This window comes from Stenotrophomonas sp. WZN-1 (genome assembly GCF_002192255.1).
Lineage (GTDB): Bacteria > Pseudomonadota > Gammaproteobacteria > Xanthomonadales > Xanthomonadaceae > Stenotrophomonas.
Genome location: NZ_CP021768.1, coordinates 2,591,299 through 2,617,223 on the forward strand (window position 1 = coordinate 2,591,299; position 25,925 = coordinate 2,617,223).

The 25,925-nt window shown below is 67.9% G+C and carries 22 protein-coding genes; 16 read left to right on the plus strand and 6 right to left on the minus strand.

Features of this window, described 5'->3' with window-relative positions; all coding sequences use genetic code 11:
- Positions 1-26 precede the first annotated feature (26 nt).
- Together CCR98_RS12270 and CCR98_RS12275 are read left to right on the plus strand one after the other, a co-directional pair.
- Positions 27-1,799, plus strand: coding sequence for a chloride channel protein (locus CCR98_RS12270; protein ID WP_232463015.1), 1,773 nt, complete (start codon positions 27-29; stop codon positions 1,797-1,799).
- 101 nt (positions 1,800-1,900) lie between these two features.
- A complete protein-coding gene (locus CCR98_RS12275) occupies positions 1,901-2,617 on the plus strand; it encodes an MgtC/SapB family protein (RefSeq protein ID WP_005409984.1) in 717 nt (238 codons plus the stop codon).
- A gap of 56 nt (positions 2,618-2,673) precedes the next feature.
- Here CCR98_RS12275 and CCR98_RS12280 read toward each other — a convergent pair whose 3' ends face one another.
- A complete protein-coding gene (locus CCR98_RS12280; RefSeq protein WP_087922837.1) occupies positions 2,674-3,081 on the minus strand; it encodes a MerR family transcriptional regulator in 408 nt (135 codons plus the stop codon).
- Positions 3,082-3,144: 63 nt separating this feature from the next.
- Between CCR98_RS12280 and CCR98_RS12285 the strand changes: the two genes are divergently transcribed.
- Positions 3,145-3,972, plus strand: coding sequence for a class I SAM-dependent methyltransferase (locus tag CCR98_RS12285; protein WP_087922838.1), 828 nt, complete (start codon positions 3,145-3,147; stop codon positions 3,970-3,972).
- 81 nt (positions 3,973-4,053) lie between these two features.
- Here CCR98_RS12285 and CCR98_RS12290 read toward each other — a convergent pair whose 3' ends face one another.
- The 4 genes from CCR98_RS12290 to CCR98_RS12305 all read right to left on the minus strand — a co-directional run bounded on the left by CCR98_RS12290 (position 4,054) and on the right by CCR98_RS12305 (position 12,081).
- Positions 4,054-4,344: a hypothetical protein gene (locus CCR98_RS12290; RefSeq protein ID WP_087922839.1), complete on the minus strand. Its 291-nt coding sequence runs from the start codon at positions 4,342-4,344 to the stop codon at positions 4,054-4,056.
- Between the two features lie 121 nt (positions 4,345-4,465).
- On the minus strand, positions 4,466-5,308 hold the full coding sequence (locus CCR98_RS12295) for an OmpA family protein (RefSeq protein WP_087922840.1): 843 nt from the start codon (positions 5,306-5,308) through the stop codon (positions 4,466-4,468).
- A gap of 61 nt (positions 5,309-5,369) precedes the next feature.
- Positions 5,370-10,865 carry an ESPR-type extended signal peptide-containing protein gene (locus CCR98_RS12300; RefSeq protein ID WP_087922841.1) on the minus strand — a complete coding sequence of 1,832 codons (5,496 nt, stop codon included), beginning with the start codon at positions 10,863-10,865 and terminating at the stop codon, positions 5,370-5,372.
- Positions 10,866-11,100: 235 nt separating this feature from the next.
- Positions 11,101-12,081: a helix-turn-helix domain-containing protein gene (locus tag CCR98_RS12305; protein ID WP_087922842.1), complete on the minus strand. Its 981-nt coding sequence runs from the start codon at positions 12,079-12,081 to the stop codon at positions 11,101-11,103.
- A gap of 689 nt (positions 12,082-12,770) precedes the next feature.
- On the opposite strand from CCR98_RS12305, the gene CCR98_RS12310 reads away from it, so the two are divergent.
- The 13 genes from CCR98_RS12310 (at position 12,771) to CCR98_RS12370 (ending at position 25,365) form a co-directional block, all read left to right on the plus strand.
- Complete coding sequence (locus tag CCR98_RS12310; RefSeq protein WP_014037517.1) at positions 12,771-12,959, plus strand: Flp family type IVb pilin; 189 nt, start codon at positions 12,771-12,773, stop codon at positions 12,957-12,959.
- A gap of 89 nt (positions 12,960-13,048) precedes the next feature.
- Complete coding sequence (locus tag CCR98_RS12315; protein WP_087922843.1) at positions 13,049-13,594, plus strand: prepilin peptidase; 546 nt, start codon at positions 13,049-13,051, stop codon at positions 13,592-13,594.
- Entirely contained in the window at positions 13,591-14,067 is a 477-nt protein-coding gene (locus tag CCR98_RS12320; protein WP_087922844.1) for a TadE/TadG family type IV pilus assembly protein, read from the plus strand. Before CCR98_RS12315 ends, CCR98_RS12320 begins: the two co-directional genes overlap by 4 nt.
- 25 nt (positions 14,068-14,092) lie before the next feature.
- Positions 14,093-15,130: a Flp pilus assembly protein CpaB gene (gene cpaB / locus CCR98_RS12325; RefSeq protein WP_087922845.1), complete on the plus strand. Its 1,038-nt coding sequence runs from the start codon at positions 14,093-14,095 to the stop codon at positions 15,128-15,130.
- Between the two features lie 18 nt (positions 15,131-15,148).
- Positions 15,149-16,507: a type II and III secretion system protein family protein gene (locus CCR98_RS12330; RefSeq protein WP_087922846.1), complete on the plus strand. Its 1,359-nt coding sequence runs from the start codon at positions 15,149-15,151 to the stop codon at positions 16,505-16,507.
- A 27-nt stretch (positions 16,508-16,534) separates the two neighbouring features.
- A complete protein-coding gene (locus CCR98_RS12335; protein ID WP_075677884.1) occupies positions 16,535-17,791 on the plus strand; it encodes a fimbrial protein in 1,257 nt (418 codons plus the stop codon).
- Positions 17,776-19,125: a CpaF family protein gene (locus tag CCR98_RS12340; RefSeq protein WP_087922847.1), complete on the plus strand. Its 1,350-nt coding sequence runs from the start codon at positions 17,776-17,778 to the stop codon at positions 19,123-19,125. Before CCR98_RS12335 ends, CCR98_RS12340 begins: the two co-directional genes overlap by 16 nt.
- Before the next feature lie 2 nt (positions 19,126-19,127).
- On the plus strand, positions 19,128-20,084 hold the full coding sequence (locus tag CCR98_RS12345) for a type II secretion system F family protein (protein WP_087922848.1): 957 nt from the start codon (positions 19,128-19,130) through the stop codon (positions 20,082-20,084).
- 28 nt (positions 20,085-20,112) lie between these two features.
- Entirely contained in the window at positions 20,113-21,048 is a 936-nt protein-coding gene (locus CCR98_RS12350; RefSeq protein WP_087922849.1) for a type II secretion system F family protein, read from the plus strand.
- The gene (locus tag CCR98_RS12355; protein ID WP_087924189.1) at positions 21,048-21,938 is read left to right on the plus strand and encodes a Flp pilus assembly protein TadD; all 891 of its coding nucleotides are present in this window, start codon (positions 21,048-21,050) and stop codon (positions 21,936-21,938) included. The genes CCR98_RS12350 and CCR98_RS12355 overlap by 1 nt, the downstream gene beginning before the upstream one ends.
- On the plus strand, positions 21,935-22,396 hold the full coding sequence (locus tag CCR98_RS12360) for a DUF3613 domain-containing protein (RefSeq protein WP_087922850.1): 462 nt from the start codon (positions 21,935-21,937) through the stop codon (positions 22,394-22,396). The genes CCR98_RS12355 and CCR98_RS12360 overlap by 4 nt, the downstream gene beginning before the upstream one ends.
- An 8-nt stretch (positions 22,397-22,404) precedes the next feature.
- On the plus strand, positions 22,405-24,555 hold the full coding sequence (locus tag CCR98_RS12365; protein ID WP_087922851.1) for a TadG family pilus assembly protein: 2,151 nt from the start codon (positions 22,405-22,407) through the stop codon (positions 24,553-24,555).
- A gap of 105 nt (positions 24,556-24,660) precedes the next feature.
- Positions 24,661-25,365 carry a DUF2968 domain-containing protein gene (locus tag CCR98_RS12370; protein WP_087922852.1) on the plus strand — a complete coding sequence of 235 codons (705 nt, stop codon included), beginning with the start codon at positions 24,661-24,663 and terminating at the stop codon, positions 25,363-25,365.
- 75 nt (positions 25,366-25,440) lie between these two features.
- On the opposite strand, the gene CCR98_RS12375 is transcribed toward CCR98_RS12370, so the two are convergent.
- The gene (locus tag CCR98_RS12375) at positions 25,441-25,827 is read right to left on the minus strand and encodes a hypothetical protein (RefSeq protein ID WP_087922853.1); all 387 of its coding nucleotides are present in this window, start codon (positions 25,825-25,827) and stop codon (positions 25,441-25,443) included.
- Positions 25,828-25,925 lie beyond the last annotated feature (98 nt).

Here is a 25,925-nt window from a genome sequence, read left to right on the forward strand (position 1 = left end):
CGGTGGCGGCGTATCATGCCGCCACCATGTCATTGCCTGTTTCGCCATCGCGCCTGCATCTGGCCTTCCAGGGCCTGCGCCTGCGCCTGCGCGGCAGCGACCTGTGGTTCATCGCGCTTGCCCTGCTGGTCGGCCTGATCGCCGGCTACCTGACCCTGCTGCAGTCCGGCATCGCACGCTGGCTGCAGGGCACCCTGTACGGGCTGGACGACGGCATGCGCCTGAGTTCCCTGCCCTCGCTGACCTGGACCGCGCTGCTGGTCCTGCCACTGGGTGGCCTGCTGGTCGGCCTGGTCAGCCTGGCCGCGACCCGGCTCAAGCGGCCCCTGCTCGATGCGGTGGAAGCCAATGCCCTGCATGGCGGCCGCATGTCGATGCGCGACAACCTCATCGTGCTGACCCAGACCCTGTTGTCCAATGGCTGCGGCGCCTCGGTCGGGCTGGAGGCGTCGTATACGCAGATGGGCGCAGGCAGCGGCTCGCAACTGGGCCGGGTGATGCGCCTGCGCCGCAACGACGTGCGCATCCTGGTCGGCGCCGGTGCCGCCGGCGCCATCGCGGCCGCCTTCGGGGCGCCACTGGCCGGCGCGTTCTACGCCTTCGAGATCGTCATCGGCGCCTACACCCCGGCCGCGCTGGCGCCGGTGGCCGTCGCCGCGCTGGCCGGCGCGTTCGTGGCCGACCAGGCCGGCATCGAGGCCTACCTGCTACCGGCGGCCTCGACCATCGACGTGCGAGCCGCCGACTACGCCATCTACGGCCTGCTCGGCTGCTGCTGCGCGATGGTCGGCATCGCCATCATGCGCCTGATCGCCTCGATTGAAGGCACCGTCAAACGCAGCCCTCTGCCGGCCTGGGGACGGCCGGTGGTGGGCGGCCTGCTGCTGATTCCGCTGGCGCTGGCCAGCCCGCAGGTGCTGTCGTCCGGCCACGGCGCCCTGCACCTGGACCTGACCACGCATCTGCCACTGATCTGGATCGGCGGCCTGCTCACCCTGAAGTGCCTGGCCTCCGGCATCTCTCTCGGGTTCGGTTTCCGTGGCGGCCTGTTCTTCGCCTCGCTGTTCATGGGCACCCTGGTCGGCGCCCTGTTCGCCGGCCTGCTCGCCATGGCTACCGGCGTGCCGGTGATCGACGCCACCTCGGCCGCACTGGCCGGGATGGCCGCACTGGCCGCCGCCGTGGTCGGTGCGCCAATGACCATGGCCATGCTGGTGCTGGAAGGCACGCACGACTTCCTGCTGACCAGCGTGGTGATGAGCGCGGTACTGGTGTCCAGCACGCTGGTGCGGCAGTGGTTCGGCTACTCGTTCTCGACCTGGCGCATGCACCTGCGCGGTGAAACCATCAAGAGCGCCCGCGATGTCGGCTGGGTGCATAACCTCAATGCCGGCCGCCTGATGCGCAAGGGCGTGGCCACCGCACCGGCCGACCTCGATGTGGCCACCTTCCGCCAACGCTTTCCGCTGGGCTCGGGCACCCGGGTGATCCTGATCGACAGCGAGGGGCACTATGCCGGCATCGTGCAGATCCCACGGGTCTACAGCGATGGCGTGAAGCCGGAAGCCTTGATCGGCGAACTGGCCGAGAACCGCGACGTCTCGCTGGCACCGTCCTCCGACGTGGTCAGCGTGATGCAGCGCTTCGACCAGACCCAGGCCGACGAACTGGCCGTGGTCGCCGCCGACGGACAGGTGCTGGGCGTGGTCTCCGAAGCCTTCGTCCGCAAGCGCTACGCCGAGGAACTGGACAAGCGCCAACGCGAGCTGATGGGCGAGCGCGTCGAGGACACCGACTGACCCCGCAAAAAGGGGACGGAGGGGATTAAGTCGTTTCTGGCCCCCTCGAAATCCACGCATGGCGTGGATCTACTGTCACTTCGACGGGGTAGACTCCGGCCATGCGCTTCATTGAAACCTTCCAGGCCGGCCCCTTCGCCGACACCGTGGTCAGCCTGCTGGCCGCCTTCGTGCTGGGCACCCTGATCGGTGCCGAGCGCCAGTACCGGCAACGCACCGCCGGCCTGCGCACCAACGTACTGGTGGCGGTCGGCGCCGCCGCCTTCGTCGACCTGGGCATGCGCATCGCCGGCAGCGCCGAGGCGGTGCGCGTGATCTCCTACGTGGTCTCCGGTGTCGGCTTCCTCGGCGCCGGCGTGATCATGAAGGAAGGCATGAACGTGCGCGGCCTGAACACCGCCGCCACCCTGTGGTGCTCGGCGGCGGTGGGCAGCTGCACCGGCGCGGACATGCTGGCCGAAGGCGTGCTGCTGACCGTGCTGATCATCGCCGGCAACACGCTGCTGCGGCCGCTGGTGAATGCGATCAACCGCATTCCGATCAACGAGGCGGCGACCGAGGCCACCTACGAAGTGCGCTTGAGCGTGGATGCCGAAGCCGTGCCGCGGGTGCGCGAGCGCCTGGTCGATGCGCTGGAGGCTGCGCAGTACCCGGTCGGTGATGTGCAGGTGGTCGAGCATGCCGACGCGCCCACCGATGTGATCGCGGTACTGGTCAGCACAGCGGTCAGTGCCGACGAGCTGGACGTGGTGCTGGCGCGGATGGAACACGTGCCCGGCGTGCTGCACGCCACCTGGGAAGTCAGTACCCGCGATTGATTCATCCACGCATGGCGTGGTGCAGTAGATCCACGCCATGCGTGGATGCTCTTCTCTCACCCTCCCGCGATGCGCTGCTGGGCCCTCAACAACTTGCGGAACGAACCGCACTGGCGTGCATCCTGCGCTTCCGGACAAGCCGCCGCCCGCTGCAGGTGACGGCGTATCCGCTGCAGCTGGCTGATCTGTTGCTGCAGAACATCAGCCTGCGCCAGCAGGGCCTCGCGATCCAGCGTGAGGCATCCGCGCTGCGGCGGCAGCGATGCGCCGATCTGCTGCAGCGACAGCCCGGCCGCCTGGCCGAGGCCGATCAGCGCCAGCCGTTCCAGCACCTGCTCGTCGTACTGCCGGCGCAGGCCGCGACGGCCCAGGGCCTGCAACAACCCCAACTGCTCGTAGTAGCGCAGGGTCGAGGCCGGCACGCCACTGCGCTTCACCACCTCGCCGATATCCAGTTCACGCACGGGCTTGACCTCAAGTCGCCTTCAAGCATCAACCTATAGGCATCTTCCCGGCAGGACAAGGCCATGGCCAGTACTTCCCCCGTTGATCAGAATGCGCTCTGGAATGGCCCTGGCGGCCAGATCTGGGTCGCCCAGCAGGCCATCCTCGATGGCCTGTTCCAGCCGATGGCCGACCTGCTGGTCGCCGAACTTCCGGACACCGTCACGCAACTGCTCGATATCGGTTGCGGCACCGGCGCCAGCTTGCTGGCGTCAGCCGCCGCTCGCCCGGCGGCACACAGCACCGGCCTGGACATCTCCGCGCCGATGCTGGCGCTGGCCCGCCAGCGCGCCGAGGCGGTGGGACTGGACGCGGACTTCATCGTGGCCGACGCGCAGCGGCATCCGCTGCCGTCCGCGCACTTCGACTGGATCCAGTCACGGCTGGGCGTGATGTTCTTCGACGATACCGGGACTGCCTTCGCCAACCTGCACCGCGCGGCACGGCCGGGCGCCGGACTCCGCTTCATCGCCTGGCGCAGTGCCGACGAGAACCCATTCATGACTACGGCCGAGCGCGCCATTGGCGCTGAACTCGATCTACCACCCCGTGCGCCAGGAGCACCCGGGCAGTTCGCCTTTGCCGATGGCGGGCAGGTACAGCGGCATCTGCAGGCCGCCGGTTGGAAGGAGGTGGAGGTGGTTGCGGTGGACCTGCCCTGCTCGATCGCCCGCGAAGATCTGCCGAGCTATGTCGGCCAGCTGGGCCCATTGGGGCTGGCCCTGCGCGCAATGCCGGAAGACCGCGCCACCGTGCTCCGCGACCAGGCTCTGGCTGCATTCGCGCCATTCATCGAAGGCGACCGCGTTCGCGTGGATGCCGCCTGCTGGCTGATCCGCGCCCGCGCCTAGGAAAAGGGGACGGAGGGGATCAAGTCGTTCTTGCCCCGGCTGTGCCGGAAACGACTTGATCCCCTCCGTCCCCTCTTTCTTCTACAGCGCCTCGCCGGCGTCGGCCAGGCGCGATTCGATCAGGGCGTACCACTGCTGCAGCACGTCGATCAGCATGTCCAGCTCGGCATCGGTGCGCTGTGCGCGACCGCTGCGCAGGCAGGCCTGGGCTTCCTGCAGCTGGGCCAGGAACCCGGCCACGGTATCGGCCTGCAGGATCATGCCTGGCAGGCGTCGCCCGGGGATGCGCACCACGGCATGGTTGCCGAGCTGGCCGTACACGCTGAGAGTGGCTTCCGTCTTCATGGAGAGGGGCAGGAATTGGGCATTCATCGCGTGCACCGTTTGAAAACCTGAGCCGCAGGCAGGCGTGGACGACGGGGGAGACGTTGCCACGCCTGCCTGCGGTCAGGGGGGACTCGGGATGCCGGGGCACCGCCCCGGCGCAGGAAGGTCAACGGGGCTGTGCCATCCCGGCGATCTGCACGCGCCGGTTCGGCGCCAGGCAGGCAATCAGCTCGCGCCGGTTGCGTTGCCCGCACTGCACGATCGGCTCGGCCGCGCCGCGTCCCTCGGCACTGATGCTGGCTGCAGGCACGCCCCCCTGCACCAGCGCGCTGCGCACAGCGTCGGCGCGGCGCTGCGACAGCGCCTGGTTGTAGCTGGCGCTGCCGATACGGTCGGTGTAGCCGGTTACCCTGATCGACTGCACCTGCGCGGCTTCGCGTACCTGCGCCAGGACGCCCTGCACCGCCTGCTGGCCCTCGGCACTGAGCACCGCGCTGTCGAAACCGAACAATGCATCGGCCGACAGCCGCAGCGGCTGTTCCGGCAGCGGTGCCGGCACCGGGGCCGGCGGGGCCGGTGGCCGCGGCGGCTCCAGCACGGCCGCGCACGATTCCGGCTTCCAGTAGCCCGCCTGGGCAATGCCCTTGCTGTCAAAGCGGACCTGGAACTGGCACGTGAAGTACTCCGCACCTTGCGCGGTGCGGAAATTGAACAGGTAGTTCCACTCGCGCACGCCCCACATGCCTTCATTGAAATGCGGCGTGCCCAGCAGCGTGTACAGCTGCCGCTTGCTCATGCCCGGCGCGAAGCGGCGCAGGTCGGCGACGTCGGGATAGATGCCTTCCTTCAGCGAGGCCTTCGAGGCCTCCGGGAAGTGCACGGCGGTGGCTTCTGCAGGACCGTCGGCGGCCGGCGCATGGCTGCGGCAGGCGGCCAGCAGGCCCATCCCCAGGATCAGGCCCAGCGTGGCGGCGCATTGGCCGGCGCGGGCGATGCGATGCTGTTTCATGTCATTCCCCCTGTAGACGTTTCCGCGATGCCGGGCCGCGCGTGGGGCCCGGCGGCGGGGATCACCACTGGATGCCGGCACCGACGGCCACACCGGCCTCGCCACGGCTGTTGGTCGAACCGCTGAACTTGTAGATCCAGCGACCGCCTTCGGAGACACCGGAGATACCGAGCGCCACGCCCGATTCGCCGTTGTAGCTGCCAGCGGCGATCGAGGCCATGCTGCGGCCCGCCTCGCTGGGCTGCGGCAGCGCCGCCGTGGCCATCGCCGAAGCGATACCGGCCGAGGCACGGTTGTCGGTCTTGCGCAGGTCGCGCTCGAAGCCGCCCATGCGCTCGTCGGTGTAGGCCTTCGACCAGTCCAGGGTCTGTGCCATGCCCGACTTCAGCTGGTCCACGTTGACCGCGTCGGTACCGGCGGTGCCGGCGGCAACGTTGCGGACCGTGGTCGGGCCACTGCTGGTGCTGCCGAGGGTGACGCTGTTGTAGTTGGTTGCGCCGTTCACCGTGGTGTCGTAGCGGATCGTGCCCTGCTGCGAGGCCTGCAGCTGGCGCACGTTGACCGCGTCGGTGGCCTGCGAGCCGTCAGCCACGTTGACCACCTGGCGTTCGGCACCGGCGGCACCGACCGAAACCGTGTTGGCCCGGTTCGCCACCGAACCCGCACCCAGCGCCACCGAGTTGTCGGCCTGCGCCTGCGAACCATTGCCCAGCGCGGTCGAGTTGGCACCGGCGGCGGTGGAGCCTGCACCACCGGCGGCCGAGTTGGCACCGCTGGCGGACGGATCGGCCAGGTTGTTGGTGTTGTTGGCGCGGAAGCTGCCGGCCACGTTGGTGATGTTCTGGATCTTCTGGTCCGTGTAGGACTTGGACTGGTCGATGGCGTAGTTCACGCCGTTCTTCAGCTGGCCGACATTGGTCGCATCGTGGTCATCGGAGCCGTCAGCGACGTGGGTGATCTTGCGCTCGCTGCCGCTGCTGCCGACCGAGACCTCACCGGCCGAGTTGCTGGCACCGGTCTGGCCATAGGCCCCGGTGTAACCGCTCTGCGCGCCAACGCTGGCCTCCGAGCCGGCACCCAGTGCCACGCTGTTGCCGGCACTGCTGCTGGCACCGTTGCCGACCGCCACGCTGTTGGCGCCGGCCGCACTGGCCTGCGGGCCGACCGCGACCGCTTCCGCACCGGCCGCGCTGGCCGCGGCCGCCGTCGAATTCACCGCCAGGTAAGCACTGCCGCCGCCACCGTTGGTGATGCGCTGGTTGAGGACCTTCAGCGAGCCGTCGACCGCAGTGAAGGCCGCGGTGACGTTGTTGTAATCGCCACTGGTGAAGGTGCCATCGGTGGCGATGCTGGAGATGCTGAACGTCGGCGCGGTCCACACATTGGTGGTGCCGTTGAAGGCAGTGGTGCCGCCGAAGTAGTTGGCGATGGTGCTGTGGGTGCTGAACAGCTGGTCGCCGGTGATGGCGTCGCTGCTGCCGGCCAGGATGCTGCCGGCAGCGACGTTGGTGAGCTTCACCGCGCCGGTGCCGGTCCCCTTGAGGGTCACGCTGTTGAGCACATTGCCACCGCCATCGACGTCGTACTTCACAGCCAGCTTGTCGATCTCTCCGGTCTGGTCGGCGACGTTGGCCAGCGAATTGCTGACCGCGTCGAAGGCAGTGCCGACGTCGTTGTAGCTGCCCGTGGTCACAGTGCCGTTGGCGGCGACGTTGTTGATCGAGTACGTCGGTGCGGTCAGCACGCCGCTGGCGTTGACCGCAGCACCACCGCCGAGGTGGGTGGCCACGGCCTGGTTGGCTGCGAACAGCTGGGCACCATTGATGGCCTCGCTGCTGGTGGCACTGACCTGGCCCGGGCCGAGATTGCGCAGCGTGGTGGCAGTGCCGGCCTGGCCGAGCGTGGCACTGGCGTAGTTGACGCTGCCGTCGCCGTTGAGGTCATAGCGCAGGGCGCCTTGCTCCGAGGCCTGCAGCTGGCCGACGTTGACCGCATCGGTCGCAGCGGTACCCGCAGCCAGGTTGGTGACCTGGCGTTCGGCACCGGCGGCACCGATCGAGACGGTGTTGTCACGGTCGGCAAGGCTGCCGGCACCTACTGCGATGCTGTTGGCTGCGGTGGCGCGGGCGTTGGTACCGACCGCGATCGAGTCGGCGCCGCTGGCCAGGGCCTCGGTGCCGGTCGAGTTCACCCGCAGGTACTTGGTCCCACCATTGCGGATATCGGTGATCTGCGTGTTGAGATTGACCAGCGAGCCATCCACCGCAGCGAAGGCATCGGTGGCGTTCTCGTACAGGCCCTTGGCAATGGCACCACCGGTGGAGATGGTGCTGATCTCGAACAGCGGTGCGGTGAAGATGCCGCTGGCGGGATCGAAAGCCGCGCGACCGCCGAAGAAGCTGGCGATGGCGCTGTTGGTCACCGCCAGCTGGCCGCCGTTGACCGCTTCGAGGCTGCCTGCGGTGACCGCACCTGCGGCAAGGTTGCCGATGGTGGTGGTGCCGGTGCCAGCGCCGAGCGTGACCCGGCGATAGTCCGGATTGCCGGCGCCGTCCAGGTCATAGGTCACTGCAGCGGCCGCCACATCGTCGATCAGGCTGATGGCACCCTTCAGCTGGGCCACGTTGACCGCATCGGTGTTGGCGCTGCCTGCGGCGAGATTGGTGATCTGGCGCTCGCCGCCACCGGCAGTGCCCACCGACACTTCACCGGCGGAGACCTGCGGCGCAGTGAGGCCGTAGGCGCTGTAGCTGGCCTGCGCGCCGCGCAGTGCTGCAGAGCGGTAACCCAGTGCGACCGAGTTGGCCTGGTTCGACGTCGCCTCGGCACCCAGCAGGGTCTGACCGTTGGCGGTGCCGACGGCGCTGTCGCCGACGATCACTGAATGGCCCATGCGCGCGGCATAGTCGGCCGTCGGCACGCCTGTTGGATTGCTGGGATCGTTGACGCCGTCGCCGGGGAAGGCGACGTTGGCGTCGACTTTCGGCAGCTCATGGCGTGCGTTGGCACCGATCACCACTTCCTTCGACCCGTTGGCGAAAGCGCCATCGCCCATCAGCACCTGGTAGTCCTGTGCCGCATTGACGGCCCAGCAGGATATGTCGGCCAGCGCGATGTCCAGGCACTTGGCCGCCCAGGCCGGGGAATCCTCCGGCAGCAACAGGCCCAGCAGGCCACCGGGATTGCCGTTGTTGATGTTGTAGATGTAGCTGTCGGAGGTGACGCCACCGATCAGGGTCAGGTGCGAGCTGCCACCCGTGGCTGCGCCGCCAAGTCCGTTGAGGGTGCTGCCGACCGGCGACAGGTTGACCACCGGCAGGCCCAGCACATTGACCGTTGAATAGGTCTGCATCACGTTGGCGTTCCTGAGCTTGAGGTTGCCGTTGCTCAGGTAGCCGTTGCCACCGAACAGGCTGGTGGTGGTCGGCCCGATCAGCTGGCCGACATTGCCGACCAGGCCGCCGGTACCGATGATCAGGCCCGCATTCGGGTCGGCCGCCGCCGGTGCCTTCGGGCTGGTCGGCGGGATCGCCGAAGGTTGGGTCAGGCCGAGACCGCTCAGCGTGCCACCGACCAGGCCACCCACGGCGCTGCCCAGGTTGCCGAGGGTGCCATTGAGATTGCCGTTGAGCAGGTTGCCCACCGCGCTGCCGACATTGCCCAGCGTGCTACCCAGCACACCGCCCAGGCCGCTGGTGGGGCTGCCGGTGGTGCCATTGAGAATGCCGCCCACTGCACCACCGACCGTGCTGACGGTGTTGTTGAGCGTGCCGCCCACTGCGCTGCCGACCTGGCCAACCGTGCCGTTGAGTGCACCGCCTACTGCACCGCCAACTGTGCTGACAGTGCCGTTCAGTGCACCGCCGACTGCGCCGACCGTGTTGTTGAGCGTGCCGCCCACTGCGCCGCCAACCTGGCCAACCGTGCCGTTGAGTGCGCCACCTACTGCGCCGCCAACCGTCCCGACGGTGCCGTTCAGTGCACCTCCGACTGCGCCCACGGTGTGGTTGAGCGTGCCACCCACTGCGCCGCCAACCGTCCCGACGGTGCCGTTCAGTGCACCACCGACTGCGCCGACCGTGTTGTTGAGGGCACCACCCACTGCACCGCCAACCGTTCCGACGGTGCCGTTCAGTGCACCACCAACTGCGCCGACCGTGTTGTTGAGCGTACCACCCACCGCGCCGCCGACCTGGCCAACAGTGCCGTTCAGAGCACCACCCACCGCACTGCCGACGGTACCGACGGTGCCATTCAGTGCGCCACCGACTGCACTGCCAACGGTGCCGACCGTGCCATTCAGAGCACCGCCAACTGCACCACCGACTGCGCCTACCGAGTTGTTGAGCGTGCCACCCACTGCGCCGCCGACCGTTCCGACAGCACCGTTGAGTGCGCCGCCGACTGTGCTACCAACTGAGCCAACGGTGCCGTTCAACGCGCCGCCCACTGCACCACCAATCGTGCCAACAGTGCCATTCAGTGCGCCACCGACTGCACTGCCAACGGTGCCGACCGTGCCATTCAGCGCACCACCCACCGTGCTGCCGACCGCACCCGCAGCACCGTGAAGCGTCCCACCGACAGCCCCCACCGCGCCGCCCACCAGGTTGCCAACGCCCAGCGCGCTGTGCTGCGCGGCGACGGTCGCCCGTCCGGCCAGCTTCAGGTTGCGATCGGCGATCACTTCCTGGCCGTCCGGCGCCTGCACGCGCACCTTGCCGGCGGCGCCTGCATCGAACGCGGCACTGATGGCGCGATCATGCGTGTCACCCGGCAATTCTTCCTTGGCCGGCAACGTGACCGCGGCTGTCGCCCGCGCCTGCCCCTGACCTTCGATGTGATGGCCAGCCACCGCCAGATGCGTGTCGGCGTTGCCGTCGACAGAGGTCTTCAGGGACGAACCACTGAGGCCCGCCAACGCCTTGGCACCCGCATCGATCGAAGCGACCTGGCGGCCGGCAACACCGACCTTGGCCTTGGCGCGTGCATCGGCGGCGACGCCCAGAGGCGCCTGTGCGCCGGGCGCAACATGCGCAGCCAACGATGCATCCACCTGTGCCGCCTTGCCCGCAGTGTTGCCCAGGCCGACAGTGGCACGGACATCGGCCGCCAGCGCCGGCACGGCCACCTGCTTCGGTGTGGTGTTCGCTGCCAGTTTCAGCTGCACGGCTGCCGGCACTACGTCACGCACCACCGGCAGCGACGTGGTGTTCAGCTGCAGGCCCAGGCGGGCGTCCGCACTGATCGCAGGGCTGCTCTGCGCCTGTCGCGCAGCGGCAGCCAGGGCCACTTCGGCGTCGACCTTGACCGGCATCGGCTGCGCATACTTCGCCGCAAGCGCTTGCAGGTCACGCAGCGATTGATTGGTTTCCGATGCCCCTGCGTGGCCGCTGGCCAGCGCGCACAGCAGTGCCAGGGCCAGGGCGGTGGGCATCAGCAGGAAGGCGCGCGGATCGCGTGCGGCGCTGCCGCCGCTGTCGCCGGTGGCCAGTTCCGAGGCCACAACCAGAGCATTGAGCTGGCGGTTCCATACACGCCGGTAGATGCGGTTCATGAGCATTTCCCCCGTAGGCGAACAACTGGAATGTCAGTGGACTTGCCGTTAGGCAGGTGACTGACATTTCAGCGGTTGCAACGGCGGCGGCACACTTCAATCCGGCACGGCAATCGCGCATTCCGGCAAATCCACGGCCGGAATCGGCAGCCGTTTATGCAGAAGCGGCAACATGATCGGCAAGCGGATATGCAATTCCGGCATGAACGCCGCGAAAACCCTTGCGGGGCTTGGATCAGGCCGGCTGGCCGATCTGCGCAGGCGCGCGCATCAGGGTATCGCGCGGCAGTTCGCCGAATACCTTGCGGTAATTGTCGGCGAAGCGCGAAAGGTCCCACAGGCCACAGCTGAGGGCGATGGCTTTCACCGAGCGACGGCTGGAGTCGGCCATCGACAGGCTGCGGCAGGCCGCGCACAGGCGCAGCATGGAAAGATAGCGGTTCGGCGAAGTACCAAACAGGTCCTCGAACGCATAGCGCAGGCCGCGCTCGCTGACGCCTGCGGCATCGCAGATCTCATTCATGTAGATATTGCGGCGCAGGTTGAGCCGCATGAAGTTCTCTGCTCGCTGCGCGATCAGATAATGCGTTCGCCGGGCGCGGCTGCAGCCTGGGCGATCCGCCGCACCGGCGCCCAGCAGGGCCTGCACATGCTCATGCAACAGGGTTTCGGTTTCTTCCGGCTGCAGCCCTGCACCCTGCCCCAGCTGCAGGTGCAGCTGCTGGTAATGGCGTGCCAACGGCGTGGCTTCACTGGCCAGGTTGAACAGCGACAGTGCCTGGCCAGCGGGTGGCGTGCTGCGCAGGCTCAGTTCGGTCAGCTTGCGCTGCACCCGTGCCACCGGCAGCAGCATCAGGGTCATGTGCGTGCCCGGGCTCAGGGTGAACTCACTGATGCCCTCCGGCATGATCGTCAACGCCATGCCTGGCGTGAGCGGTACGCCATGGCACCAGCTCAGCGTCTCATCGGTGGCGTGCAGGTACCCCAGCATCGCCCAGTCCGGTGGCAGCATGAAACGGCCACGGCAATGGAAGCCGCAGCTGATGCTGCAGAACAGGGCTTCCTCGTGCACGCGCGAAGCGAACGCCGCACGTGGCCCATTGCCATCGAGCAGCAGCAGTTCGACATCACAGACACGAAGCACGCCGCTCAGCGTGGCCAGGTCTATCGACCGCATGCCGCTGTCGTCGCTGCCTTCTACCCCACCATCGACCATGACAGTGTTGTCCCCCGTTGATCCGCCATGCGATGCGGCCCCCACTGCCTGACAGGGCGCGCATCGATCCATTAGCCACTTCCGATGCCAAGCCAGTCGCACCGCCTCCGAGGCGGCCGACCAGGGAAATGCAATAGCTTGAATGCGAGTATGCCCAATAATCCGCAAAGGTAAACCCGCGGACTGGAATGATAAAAATAGATACACAAGTGAAGAAAATGTCGGAGCGAATGGCATGGTTTTCGCATGCCCGGGAGGGCGAATCACATTATCTGCACGACAATGAATCGTTTTGCCTGCGAACGGATTTTCGTCACAGAAACAATCTGAAAGTTTCAGGATTCCGGGGTTTCTGCCGAATTTGCATATAGGTTCCAGTTGCAGCCCACCGCCATTCAGGCAAAGTCGATATCACGGTGATCCGGCCATCTGATCTGGCCGCACCCAGGGGGACAGCATGACCACGCACGCATCATTGGATGCCTCGACCACCGGCCCCGCGCCGTGCGGTCGCGACCGTGCGACCAATGTCCCGCCTGGAAACGATCACCCTGCTTGAGCACGGCGGGTCCATCCCGCCGCGCCTCCTCCGCCAGGACGCGGAGGCCCACGGACGATCCCGGCGGAGCCGGGCCACCGCCCAACGCAGGTGTACTGCATCCGCAGACAGGTACAGGGAGACATAGGTCATGAACGCATCGATCCGCAAATTCCTGAAGGAAGAAGACGGTGTCACCGCGCTCGAGTACGGGCTGCTGGCGGCCGTCATCGCCGGCATCCTGATCGCGGTCGGCAACGACCAGATCAAGGGGTTCTTCGAAACGCTGTTCAAGAACCTCTCCGCACTGGCCACCAAGGCGTCCGGCTCGACAACCTGAGCGGCGACTGCGTGCGGCTGGCAGCGGCGCGAGCGCGGGGGGCATGGGACCAGGCGAAGACCGTCCAGTGACGGACGATGGAGTGTGCGATGACACTGCTGGGATTGTTGGCCATCGGCGTGTGCCTGCGGATCGCGATCAGCGATCTGTATGCCCGTCGGGTGCCCAACGCCTGGCTGATCGCCGCATGCGTGATCGCCACCGTGGTGATCGTTGCCGGCCAGTTCAGCGCGCCGCGCCAGCCGTGGCTGCCCCACGTTGCCGGCGCGGCGCTCGGCCTGTTGGCGCTGCTGCCGTTCTATGCCCTGCGCTGGATGGGCGCCGGTGACGTGAAGTTCTTCGCCGTGCTGGGGCTGATGCTGGGCTGGCAGGCGCTGCTGCCGGTCTGGCTGGTCGCCAGCCTCGCCGCCGGGCTGCACGCCGTGCTGATGCTGGCTGGCCGGCGCCTGGGCGTTTTGCTGCCCGGCCACCTGCAGATGCAGTTCAATCGCACCAACGCGCAGTGGCAAGCGCATCCGGCCCTGCGCGACATGCAGGCCGCCCGCCAGGGACGACGTGGGATTCCCTATGCAGCCTACCTGGCACTCGCCGCCATCGGCTGGGTGCTGGCCAGCATCTACGGAGGTGCACCATGAACATCCGCAGCCCACGCCTGCAACGCGGCGTGGCCAGCATCGAGTTCGCCCTGATGCTGATGCTCGGCCTGTTGCCGCTGCTGCTGTTCACCTTCTCCGGGGTGATGATCATGGCGGCGCAACAGACCCTGGCCACCGCTTCGGCTGAAGGCGCGCGCGCCTCGCTGCGCTACGGCACGGCCGGCGAACGGCGCACCGCCGCCTGCGTCGCCGCACGCACCTCGATGCAATGGCTGCTGCAGTTTTCCAAGCAGAACGTGGACTGCAGCGCGGGGGGCAGCAACGCCATCGTGGTGTCGGCACAGGCGCCCTGCGCCGGCCTGGCCACGGCCCAGTGCATGACCGTGACGGTCAGCTACGACTACGCCAGCCATCCCTTCCTGCCCGGCACCGCCACGCTCTACAAGTGGGTGATGCAGGCTCCCATCCGCAGCGTCGCGGTCGCCCAGCTCGATCTCGGCAGCGGCAACTGATGATCGGTATTTTGGAGACGGTTCCATGCTCAAGTTGACCCGCATCGCTGCCGTCGCCCTGATCGGCCTGGCCGTGCTGCTGGCGTTGATCGCCTTCATGATCGGGCGCAAACCGGCCGCACCGGTCACGGTCACGCCGGTGGCCCACAACGAAGCGCAGGCCATCACGGTGGTGGAAGCCGTGGCCCGCCTGCCTGCAGGCGAGCCGATCAGCGCCAACGGCCTGCGCCTGGCCCAGCGCACCTCACCCGTTGCTGGTGCCGCCACCAGCATCACCGCCGTGGTCGGCAAGGTGCCGATACAGGACATCGCCGAAGGCAGCCCGATCAGCAGCAGTGCATTGGCACAGGGCTTCTCGCTGCAGCTGCGGCCGGGCGAGCGCGCACTGGCCGTGCCCGTGGACGAACTGGTCGGTGCCGGCAACCGCATCCTTCCCGGTGATTTCGTCGACGTCTTCCTCAACCTGCGCAATGCCCAGCCCAACATCAACAGCCCCGCCGAAGCCGCGCAGACGCGCCTGCTGCTGTCGCGCCTGCGCGTGCTGAGTTATGGCCAGCAGGACATCGCGCCGGTCGCCTCAGAGGCCACCTCCAATAGCGGGGCCGACACCCGCAACGACCCGCGCGCGGCCGACATCACCGGCAGTGGCGGCAGCCACAGCAGCAGCAATGAAGCCCCGCAACCCGCGCGCAGTGCGGTGCTGGCGGTACCGGTGGCCGACGCCAATCGACTGCTGCTGGGTGCCCAGCAGGGCAAGCTGTTCCTGGCCCTGCGCAATCCCGCCGACACCGGCCTGCCCGACCTGGCGCTGTTCCCACAATCGCGCGGCGTGATCGATCCGCTGCGCGGGCTCGACGCAGAGCAGCAGCTGGCACTGCAGCGTCCGGAAAACCATGCCTTTGCCGGTATCGACGGCGACGCGCTGGCCGGCCGCGGCAGCGCCCCGTCACGCGGCAACGCGGATGCACCCGCGCGTGCGCCGGCGCCACGTCGCAGCGCCCCGCGCGCGTCGGGTATCGAGATCATCCGTGGCGACAGTTCCGCCCCCCGCGGCTCCCTTTGACCTGCATCGAGCGCATCCATGACCGAACGTCGCCGCCGTCCACGCCTCTCTCCCCGCCAGCGCTGGCTGGCCCTGCTGCTGGTGCTGCTGGCACCGGCAACGAGCGTGGCCGCCGATGACCTGGTGCTGCAGGCCCGTGAGCAGCGTCCCTGGAACCTGCCGGCCGACCTGGAGCGGGTGGCCATTGCCGACCCCGGCGTGGCCGACATCATGATGCTGCGTGGCCAGCGCCAGGCGCTGCTGGTGGGCAAGATGCCCGGCACCACCACCCTGCTGCTGTGGCACCGCAAGCAGGCCGAACCGCAACGGGTGACGGTACGGGTGCAGAGCGCCGTACAGGGTGCTGCCAGCACCGGCGGCAATGACCTGGTGTTCACCCAGCAGGACCAGCAGGGCCTGTTGCAGGGAAGCACCGACAGCGTGCTCTCGCACATGCAGGAACAACGCACGGCGGCGATGGCACTGGGCAAGGACGGTGCGCTCGCCGATGCGTCCACCATCAGCAGTGGCGGCGTGGTCCAGGTCGAGGTCAAGGTCGTCGAGTTCAACAAGACCGCGATGAAGCAGATCGGCATCAACTTCCAGAACCGCAACGGCGGCTTCGCCTATGGCTTCGCGCGGCCCGGCACCGGCTTGCCGGGCAACACCGGCCTGCTGCCCGGCATGAAGGAAGGCAACAGCAGCAACGAGGCCGTCTCGCCGATTTCCTCGGCATTCCGCCTGGTGTTCGGCTCGACCAAGGGCCTGTGGAACGCCGACGTCGAACTGCTGCAGAGCAATGGCATGGCCCGCGTGCTGGCCGAGCCGACGCTGGTGGCGCTGTCCGGGCAGAGCGCCAGTTTCCTGGCCGGTGGCGAACTGCCGATCCTGGAACCGCAGGGGCTTGGCACCACCACCATCACCTACAAGCCGTTCGGCATCGGCCTTACCGTGACCCCGACCGTGCTGGCAGCGAACCGCATCGCGCTGAAGGTAGCGCCCGAAGCGAGCGACCTGGACTACAGCAATGCCATTGTGCTCAACAACGTGCAGATCCCCTCGATCACCACGCGCCGCGCCGACACCACTGTCGAGCTGGGCGATGGCGAGAGTTTCGTCATCGGCGGCCTGGTCAGCTCCAACATCGTCTCCAACGTCAGCAAGATTCCGCTGCTGGGTGACCTGCCGATCATCGGTTCGTTCTTCCGCAACTTCGATTACAAGCGCCAGGACAAGGAGCTGGTGATCATCGTCACCCCGCGCCTGGTGCAACCACTGGCGCGCAACACCGAACTGCCACTGCCCGGCGAGCGCGAAGCCAAGCCGCATCTCCCCGAGTGGGGTTCCTGGTTGCTCGGTCCGGTCAGCCAGGACCCGGTGCCCGGCTTCTCGCGCTGACTCCATGATGCCTGCGATACCACGCCCATGCCCTACGCCACTGCCCAGCCGCTGCATCCGCAAGGACCCCCGATGAACCTGGTCCTGTATGGCATGGATCGCGAACTGCTGCCCCGGCTGGCCGCCAAGCTGCCGCCGAGCACCGCCCTGCATTGGCAGGACAGCAACGCCCCCACCTCCGCGCAGGACCTGCAACGCGGCCCGCAGAGCCTGGTGCTGCTCGACTTCCGGCCCGAGCATGCGGCCGCCTCGAGCGTGTTGGCACAGCAGCTGCAGCAGACCCAACCCGACCTGCCCCTGGTGGCGGTGGGCGCCACCAGCGCCGGCCAGGTCGAAGGCGTGGTGATCGCGCTGCGCGCCGGCCTGCGCGATGTACTGGACCTGGACAGTGACGACGCAGGCATCGAGGCGGCCCTGCGGCGTGCGCTGTCCCCGCGCCCGGCAGCGGTTGCCCAGCACGCGCACAAGGCGCGCCTGATCGTGCTGCTGGGCGTGCGCGCCGGCGTCGGCACCAGCACCTTGGCCGCACATCTTTCGGTGCTGGCGCAGCAGACGCGTGCCCTGGCCCAGGGCGAAGCCCTGCAGCAGGACGGCCTGCTGATGGAGCTGGCGCAGCCCTCTGGTGACCTCGCGCTGTACCTCAATCTCGACAGCCGATTCCATTACGAAGACGCGCTGCGCAATGCCAGCCGCATCGATGCCACCCTCGCCCGCACGGCCATGGCGCGCCATGACTCCGGACTGGTGCTGCTGGATCGTGCCAGTGGCGGCGATGCCGTTCCGCCCTCCGATCCTGGCGCGCTGCTGCAACGCCTGCGCGGCGTGTTTGCCAGCGTGCTGTGCGACGCCGGCGGCTGCCCGCTGCGGCAGCTTCCGCCCTTGTTGCTGGACCAGGCTGACGAGATCTGGCTGGTCACCGATGCCTCGATCGCCACGCTGGTCTCGCTGGACCAGGCGCTGAAGCACCTGGCGGGCCAGCGCGAACGCGAGAAGCGCCTGCAGCTGGTGATCAACCGCCACGATGACAGCAGCGGCATGAGCCCGGAACAGATCGCGCGCCGCTTCGAAGTACCGCTGCTGGCGACGCTGCCCGAACGACCGCGCGTGCGCCTGGCCGCCAGCCAGGGCCACCTGCTGCTGCAGGATGCCCCGCGCGACCCCTATCTGCGTGCCCTCGCCCCGCTCGTGTCGCGCCTGGATCCGGCCGCCTGCCCGGTCCAGCCGCATGGCCTGCGGGAAAGACTCTCCCTTGCCCTGGGTGGATCGCAATGGAAGACAAGGTAACCCCGTTCCCGCATGCCGTTGCCCGCCCGGTGCTGCCCGAAACTCCCCCGGGCCACCTGCCGTTCGCGCAGACCGAGCAGTACCAGAAGGTGCTGTCGGCCGCGCATGAGCATCTGCTCAACAGCATCGAGGACGAGCGCATCGACATCGATTCCTGGGCCCCTGACACCATCGCCCGCTGGGTGCAGGTGCAGACCGTGGGCTTCATCCAGGAATGGCGCATCCCGATCAACGAGGAAGAGATGCAGGTGGTCGCGGACGGGCTGGTCAAGGAGCTGACAGGTTTCGGCCCGCTCGACGACCTGCTCCACGACCCCTCCATCGAAGACATCCTGATCAACGGCTTCAAGGACGTGCACGTTTCGCAGGGCGGCCAGCTCAGGCGCGCCACCCAGCGCTTCACCGATGACACCCACCTGCTGCGCATCCTGCGCCGCATCCTCGCGCCGCTCGGCCGCCGACTGGATGATTCCAACCCGATGGTCGACGCGCGCCTGCCCAACGGCGGCCGCCTCAACGCGATCATCTCGCCGCTGGCGGTGGACGGACCGATGGTGTCCATCCGCAAGTTCCGCAAGGATCCGTTCACCCCCGACGAACTGCTCGCCAAGGGCACCTTCGATGCGCCGATGCAGGCACTGCTGAAAGCGATGGTGCTGGGCCGCTGCAACATCCTGGTTTCCGGCGGCACCAGCTCGGGCAAGACCTCGCTGCTCAATGCCCTGGCCAGCTACGTGCCGGCCAACGAGCGCGTCATCACCGTGGAAGACACCGCCGAGCTTTCGCTGAACCATCCGCACGTGGTGCGCCTGGAGAGCCGCATCGGCGGCGCCGAGGGCCAGGGTGCGGTCAGCATCCGCGATCTGGTGCGCAACAGCCTGCGCATGCGCCCGGACCGCATCGTGGTCGGCGAAGTGCGTGGCGCTGAGGTGCTGGAAATGCTGCAGGCGATGAACACCGGCCATGACGGATCGATGGCCACCATCCACGCCAATACACCTCGCGATTGCCTGTACCGCATCGAGATGCTGGCCGGCTTTGCAGGCTTCCAGGGCAGCGAGGACAGCCTGCGGCGGCAGATCGCCAGCGCCATCGATTTCATCGTGCAGATTTCGCGGCTGGGCAGCGGACGTCGGGTACTGGTCTCGATCACCGAGATCACCGGGGTCAGCGACAACCTGATCACCACCCAGGAGATGTTCCGGCACGAGGTGCAGATCGACGGTACCGGCCGCGAGACCGACCGCTGGATCGGCCTGGGCTTCCATCCGCATTCGCACAAACTGGAGCCGTTCCGCCAACAGCTGCGCGAATCACTCTACGGGGACTTCTGAGCATGAGCACCGGCCTGCTGCTGGGCGTGTTGAGCATCATCTCGGTGCTGCTGGCGCTGGCCGTCTGGCTGTGGGGCACCGCCAGCAGCCGCGAGCAGCGCCAGGCCTCGTTGCAGCATGCCGAGCAGCAGCTGGCGCGCGGCAACGCCGCCGGTGCGGTTCCGGCCGGGCCCTCCGTTGCCGCGGCCAACGATTCCTCCCGCCCCGCCAGCGGTGGGAACCGTGTACTGCCCTGGGACGGCGTGCTGCAGCGCGCCGGCCTGCAGCCGGGCTGGAAGTTGCCACTGATGCTGTTGGTGCCCGGCGTTGCGCTTGCGGTCGTCGCGGCGATTCGGCTGGGCACGGCCTGGATGTTCCCGCTGACCCTGGTGCTGTACCTGCTGGGCTGCTGGCTGTGGGTGATGCGCCGGATCACCAGGCTGCGTGCGCAGCTGCTGCACCAGATGCCGGACTTCCTCGACAACCTGGTCCGCCTCACCGCGCTGGGCAACAGCCTGCAGGCCGCGTTCCAGGTCGCTTCGATGCAGACCAGCGCCCCGCTGCGTGGCCTGCTCGACACCACGGTGCGCTATGCGCGCAGCGGCATGGACCTGGATCGCGCGTTGAGCCTGGCCGCGCAGCCGTATCGCATGGACGTGCTGAAGGTACTGGCGGTGGTGATCGGGGTGAGCGTGCGCATCGGCGGCCGCGCCGACCAGATCCTGCAGCGCATGGGCGACTTCATGCGTGACCTGGAGCAGGCCCAGCAGGAGCTGGCGGCCACCACCTCGGAAACGCGCATGTCGGCCTGGGTGCTGGGGCTGCTGCCACCGGCCAGTGCGGTGCTGATGGCGATCTCCAGCCCGGCGTTCTTCCAGCCGGTGCTGCATGACCCGCTCGGCCACAGGATCCTGCTGATCGCACTGGGCCTGGAACTGCTCGGAGCGTTCCTGCTGTACCGCCTGGCCAAGTCTCTATGACCGCCCGCAGCCGCCACGGAGGCGCCCGATGAGTGCCAATGCCTGGTTCGCACTCTCACTGCTGGTGTTGGCGGCCGGTGTCGCCCTGCTCGGCATTGCCGGCTGGGTGCGCAGCCATCGCGAGCACCGCACCTCGGCCACGCTGAAGACCGCCCTGCAACCGCGTGACGAAACCCGTGACAGCGAGGCCACCCGCCGCGACTCGCTGGGCTGGCTGGAGCGCTTCGGCCGCTCCCTCAGTGGTGGCCGCCTGGAGGCTGCGCTGCTGGCCAACGAGGACAAGCTGCTGCTGGACCTGGCCGGCTGGAATACCCGCCGGGGCACCGCCATCTACCTGGGCCTGCGCCTGCTGCTTGCGCTGCTGGTGCTGGCCCTGGCGCTGGCGTTCAGCAGCGCGCACGGGCTGGCCAAGGTGATGGTGGTGATCGGTGCATTGGCAGCCGGGCTGCTGCTACCCAAGTTCGTGCTGTCGTCGTGGGTCAAGCGCCGCCGCCGCGCGGTCGAGAACGAGCTGCCCCTGCTGATCGACCTGCTGCGCCTGCTGCAGGGCGTGGGCTTCAGCATGGACCAGAGCCTGCAGACGCTGGGCGACAAGCTGCGCGATGCGCTTCCGGTACTGGGCGGCGAACTGCAGGAGGCGAACGTGGCCTACACCCACGGCCGCACCCGCGCGCAGTCACTGCGGCGATTGAGCGAGGTCTACGCCGACGACGACCTGACCAGCCTGATGCAGCTGATCCTGCAGGTGCATGCACATGGTGGCGCGGTGCAGGAACCGCTGCGCCAGTTCAGCATCCGCCTGCGCGAACAGCGCCGCAACACGTTGAAGGAAAAGGTCGGCAAGCTCTCGGTGAAGATGACCGTGGTGATGATGCTGACCCTGTTGCCGGCACTGATGCTGGTGCTTGCCGGTCCAGCGCTCGTCGCGCTGGCCACCACCATGTCCAAGATGGGATCCCCATGATGCCAGCCCTGCGCTCCTCCTGCCTGCTGCTTGCCGTCGCCCTCGCCGCCCTGGCCAGTGGCTGCGCCTCGACCACGCCGAAGTACGTGCGGGCCCCCAGCCTTGCGCCGCCGGAACCCGATCCGCAGGACAGCCGCAACGCCTATCTGGAACTGATCGAACGCATGCAGCAGCAGGGTGCCTGGTATGCCTCGCTGGCCCACGTGGAGGCCTTCCGCCAACGCTATGGTGATCGCCCCGCCCTGCGCCTGCTGCAGGCCGATGCACTGCGCGAGACCGGCCAGACCGACGCGGCCGTCGCGCTGTATCGCGAGCTGTCCAGCGGGCCGCAGGCCGCCGCTGCCGCCCATGGCATGGGGCTGATCGCTGCACGACGCGACGACGATGCCGGCAGCGAACAGGCGCTGGCGCGCGCCACGCAGTTGCAGCCCTTGAACACCGACTACCTGGGCGACCTGGGCTATGCGCGGCTGCGCGCCGGCCAGTTCGACCAGGCGCGCGAGCCGCTGGCCAAGGCCCTGGAACTTTCGCCAGGCAACGCCAAGGCCACGGCCAATCTCGCACTGTGGGCGGTACTGCGCGGCGACCAGGCCACGGCAGAGCGCCTGTCGGAACAGGCCAACCTCAACGAGGAAACGCGCCGCAGCATCCAACAGCAGGCCCAGCAGATCCGCACGCGCCTGCAGCAGCGGCAGGCCGCGGCGACCGTCAGCGCCCCTGCGCCTGCGCTCACGGCCAGCAGCGAACGCGGCGCCCGTGCATCGGGCAGCACACGGCTGGCAGCCGAACCACGCCGCGAAGCACGTGACGAGCGCGATCCGCAGCGCCTGCCACCGTCGATGCTGGAACGCTTCAGCACCACCGAACACCCGACTGGAAGCACACCATGACTGCGATGCGACTGACCCGACGCCTGTTGCCCGTGCTGTCCTGCCTGCTTGTTGCCGGTGCCGTGCAGGCACAGCAGCAGCCATTGACCGGACAGATGCTCGGTGGCCCCTCGCCGTCGGCACCGTCCGCAGCGCCGATGCAGGCCGAGCCGCTTCCCACCGTGGAGCTGGCCTCACCCGCCGCATCCACGGACGTGGCTGCGGCGCCACCGGCAATCCCCGCAACCGACGTCGCACCGCCGGCAGCGCCGCGCGCGCGCCTGCAGAGCGGCGAGGCCACCCGCAACCTGTTCCGCCTGCAGGCGTCCGGGCAAAAGGCCGGCCAACGCCTGCCGATCCTGGGCGACCAGGCCACGCTGAGCTATGCGCGTTACCTGAAGAGCTTTGAACACGAGATCCCGGACTTCTTTGAGACCGATGTTGCGCGGTCCAAGGACGCTTCCTCCTCCGGACGCTGAGGTCGGCCATGAAACGCCCACGCCAGTTCAGTTTCAGTCGCCCACGTGGCGGCATGTCGGTCACGATGATGCTGGTCATGCTGGCGCTGCTGGCCATGCTGGGCCTGATCGAAATCGGCTACCTGTTCTGGGCCAAGCGTGATGCGCAGAAGGTGGCCGACCTGGCCGCGCTGGCCGGCGCGCAGCGGCTGGAACTATGCAGTGCAGACAACAGCGACAACAGCGCAGCCCGGCAAAGCGCGCTGGCCCAGAACAGGTTCGCGGGCACCCTGCAGGTCCGCTGCGGCAACTGGAGTGCCAGCCGCGGTACCAGCAACCGTTTCGTCACCAGCGTTGATGCCAGCAACCCGCGCAATGCCGTGCAGGTGATCGCCGAGCGCAGCGTGCTGCCCTTCTTCGGCCAGAACACCAGCCTGCCGACCGTCAGCGTGCAGGCGGTAGCCCGCCGCTCGGAGCCCACGGCGGTATTCGCGGTGGGCTCGCAGCTGCTGCGCACCAACGGCGACTCGGTGCTGCTGTCGACGCTGCGCCTGGTCGGCCTGGATGTCACCAACGCAACCGTGCTTTCCTATGACGGCCTGGCGCAGGCCAACGTCACGCCATCCGGCCTGCTGAAGGCACTCAACATCCCGGTGAGCGCCAACCTCAGCGTGGCCGACTTCAACCGCCTGCTGTCGGTCAACAAGATCTCGCTGGCGCAGCTGGTCGATGCCACCGCCACCGTCGTCGGCCGTGACTCGACGGTGGGCGCGCAGCTGCGCGCCCTGTCCGACCTGGTCGCCACCCAGCTGGACATCAACAAGCTCAACATCGTGCTCGGCAGCCAGGCCGGCGGCGGTGGCCTGTTCGCGGAAGTTGTCTCACCCGACGGCACCGTCGGCAGCGCGCTGGAATCGAAGATCAACGTGCTCAACCTGATCAACACCGCCATCTCCATCGCCAACGATGGCAACGGCGTGACGATCAAGGGGCTGGACCTGCTGGGCATCAACATCCAGGGCGGCGTGGTCGAACCACCGTCGATCGCCATCGGCGGGGTCGGCACCCGTGCCTACAATGCGCAGGTGCGGTTGATGGTGGACGTGGACAGCAACAACCTGTTCGCGCTGGGGCCGCTGCTGAACCTGCTCGGCACGCGCCTGCACCTGCCGTTGCACGTCGATGTGGCCAACGGCATGGGCACGCTGACCGGCATCCAGTGCGGCGGCAGTCCCCCCAAGGCCACCATCCAGGTCGATTCATCGGTACTGCGTGCCTGCGTCGGCAATGTCGACCCCGCACAGCGCTTCTCCAAGGCCAATGTCTGCGACGCCACGCTGCAGAACGAGCAGCTGTTGAAGCTGCTGGGCCAGCCGCTGATCAACGACAGGATCACCCTGCCCGCCCTGACCAGCTCGCAGAACCTGACCCTGGCCGCCGGCGAGACCGCCTCGACCCGTATCAATCCGCTCGCGATCGGTGACGCGGTGTCGAGCCTGGTCAACGAACTGCTGCGGGTGCTGTCGGGCATGCTCAGCTCGCCCAAGCAGGGCATGAGCGCCAACGACACCGCCAAGGCGCTGGCCGACCGCTACCTGCAGGCGGCCTTTCCCACTGGCGGGCGCTACAACGTCGACCAGGTCATCCCGCTGCTGCGCGATGGTGACCCCGCACGCAATCTCGCGCCGCTGGGCAACTGGACGGTGAAAAATGGCGTCCCCAAGCCTTGCCTGCTGGGCCTGACCACCTGCTGGAAAGATGGTTCGGTGTGGACCGGTTACAGGACGACCGTCACCGGCCAGGGCCTGGGCCTGCTCGATGGCCTGCTCGGTTCGCTGGTCGGCGGCCTGCTGATCAACCGCTGCGACAGCCTGCTCGGTAACCTGATCGACTACAACGGCTGCGTGCGCAACAACCTGGCGTCGTACATCCAGACCGCGCCGGCGGGTTTCCTCGATGATGCCGGTGGCAGCGGCGTTGCCAACCCCGACGGCAGCGTCAGCTGCAGCGGCCTGCTGTGCACGCTGCTGAAGCCGATCCTGGCCGCACTGCGGCCGGTGCTCAACAGTGTCGGCACCCTGCTGACCAACCTGCTGGCCAGCGTGCTGGGCCTGGAACTGGGCCGGACCGACGTCAACGTGCAGTCGATCCAGTGCAGCGCCGCACAGCTGGTCTATTGAAATCAGGCCGTGACGGGCGCCCTTGGCGACGCCCGCGCCCATGCTAGACTCCCGGCGGGGAACCACCTTCATCTCAACCCACACTCATCCGTGGATGGTCTAGACATGCGAGAAACTTCAGGGGGCGCGGTCTTCGCCCGGCACGCGCGCAGCGCGGCAGTGCTGGCCGTGGCCATGATGCTGGTGGCACCGGCGGCGATGGCCGCACGTGGCGACCGTGAGCCTGCAGCCGAACCGGTGCGCAGCGCGCCGGTGGTGCGCAACACCGTGGACGAGCTCAAGCAGTTGATGGATTCGCGCCAGCTGACCGAGCTGCGCACCACCTACAACGGCAACTACGGTGCCAGCCTGCTGTTCAATGCCAACACCCTGACCTACTACGTCGCCCTGTTCCAGGAGAAGAACTTCTGGCGGGTGATCAAGACCGACGCGGTGGACAACGCCGAACGTGTCTACCGCACCTTCGCGCAGCAGTCCGAGCAGCTGGCCCAGGTCTACATCGACACCACCCGCCTGGAAGCCGGCAAGCGCTACACCGAGCGCCTGGTGGCCTACAACGAGGAACGCCTGCGCACCCTGCAGCAGGAAATGGAACAGCAGCAGGCGCAGTCGGCGCAGGTCAGCGCCGCCCTGCAGCAGGCCCAGCAGCAGGCCGTGAGCCTCAGCACCGATGTGCAGAGCACCAACAGCCAGCTGGATGCCCTGCAGCGCCGCATCCAGATCCTGCAGGCCGAACAGGGCAACCCGGAGTTGAGCCTGCCCAAACCGGACAGCGTGCCCGCACCGGCCGCCGCCAGCGACGGTCGCTGAGAGCTGCCCTTACGCTACTTCACGCAACGGCGCCCCAGGGCGCCGTTGTCGTTTTCGGCACTTCAGCACCCCACGTCACTGGCAGGCGCCATGGACCGCATCATCCAGCTGCCGGCGCTGCACGAAATCCAGCCGCCGACGCTTGAGCAACTCCCGCTCGCGTTGGCGGCGCGCACGTTCGCAGGCCACCGCATCCGTGCTGATCGTGATCAACGCGCCCTGCGCCCGGGCGGCACGCCGCGGGCGACGCGACGGCTTCGGTTGCGTGACTGCGGGAACCACCGGACCGCGGGACAATGACTGCTCCGCCGGGACCTCCCAGCGCCACGCCGCACGGCCCTGGCAGGGCGTCTGCTGGTAGACCGGATGCGGTCCATCCACGCATTTGTAGACGTTGGTCTGCGCCGGCGCGGCTATCGGCAACAGCAGGCACACCATCAGGGACCATCGCGTGGCGGGCATCCGGGCATTCCACAGGCAGGCTGCGGACATCCTCAGCGTGCGACTCCGGTCCCGCCAGAGCGATATGCGTCACATCCTTTGCAATCCAGCACAGCGGT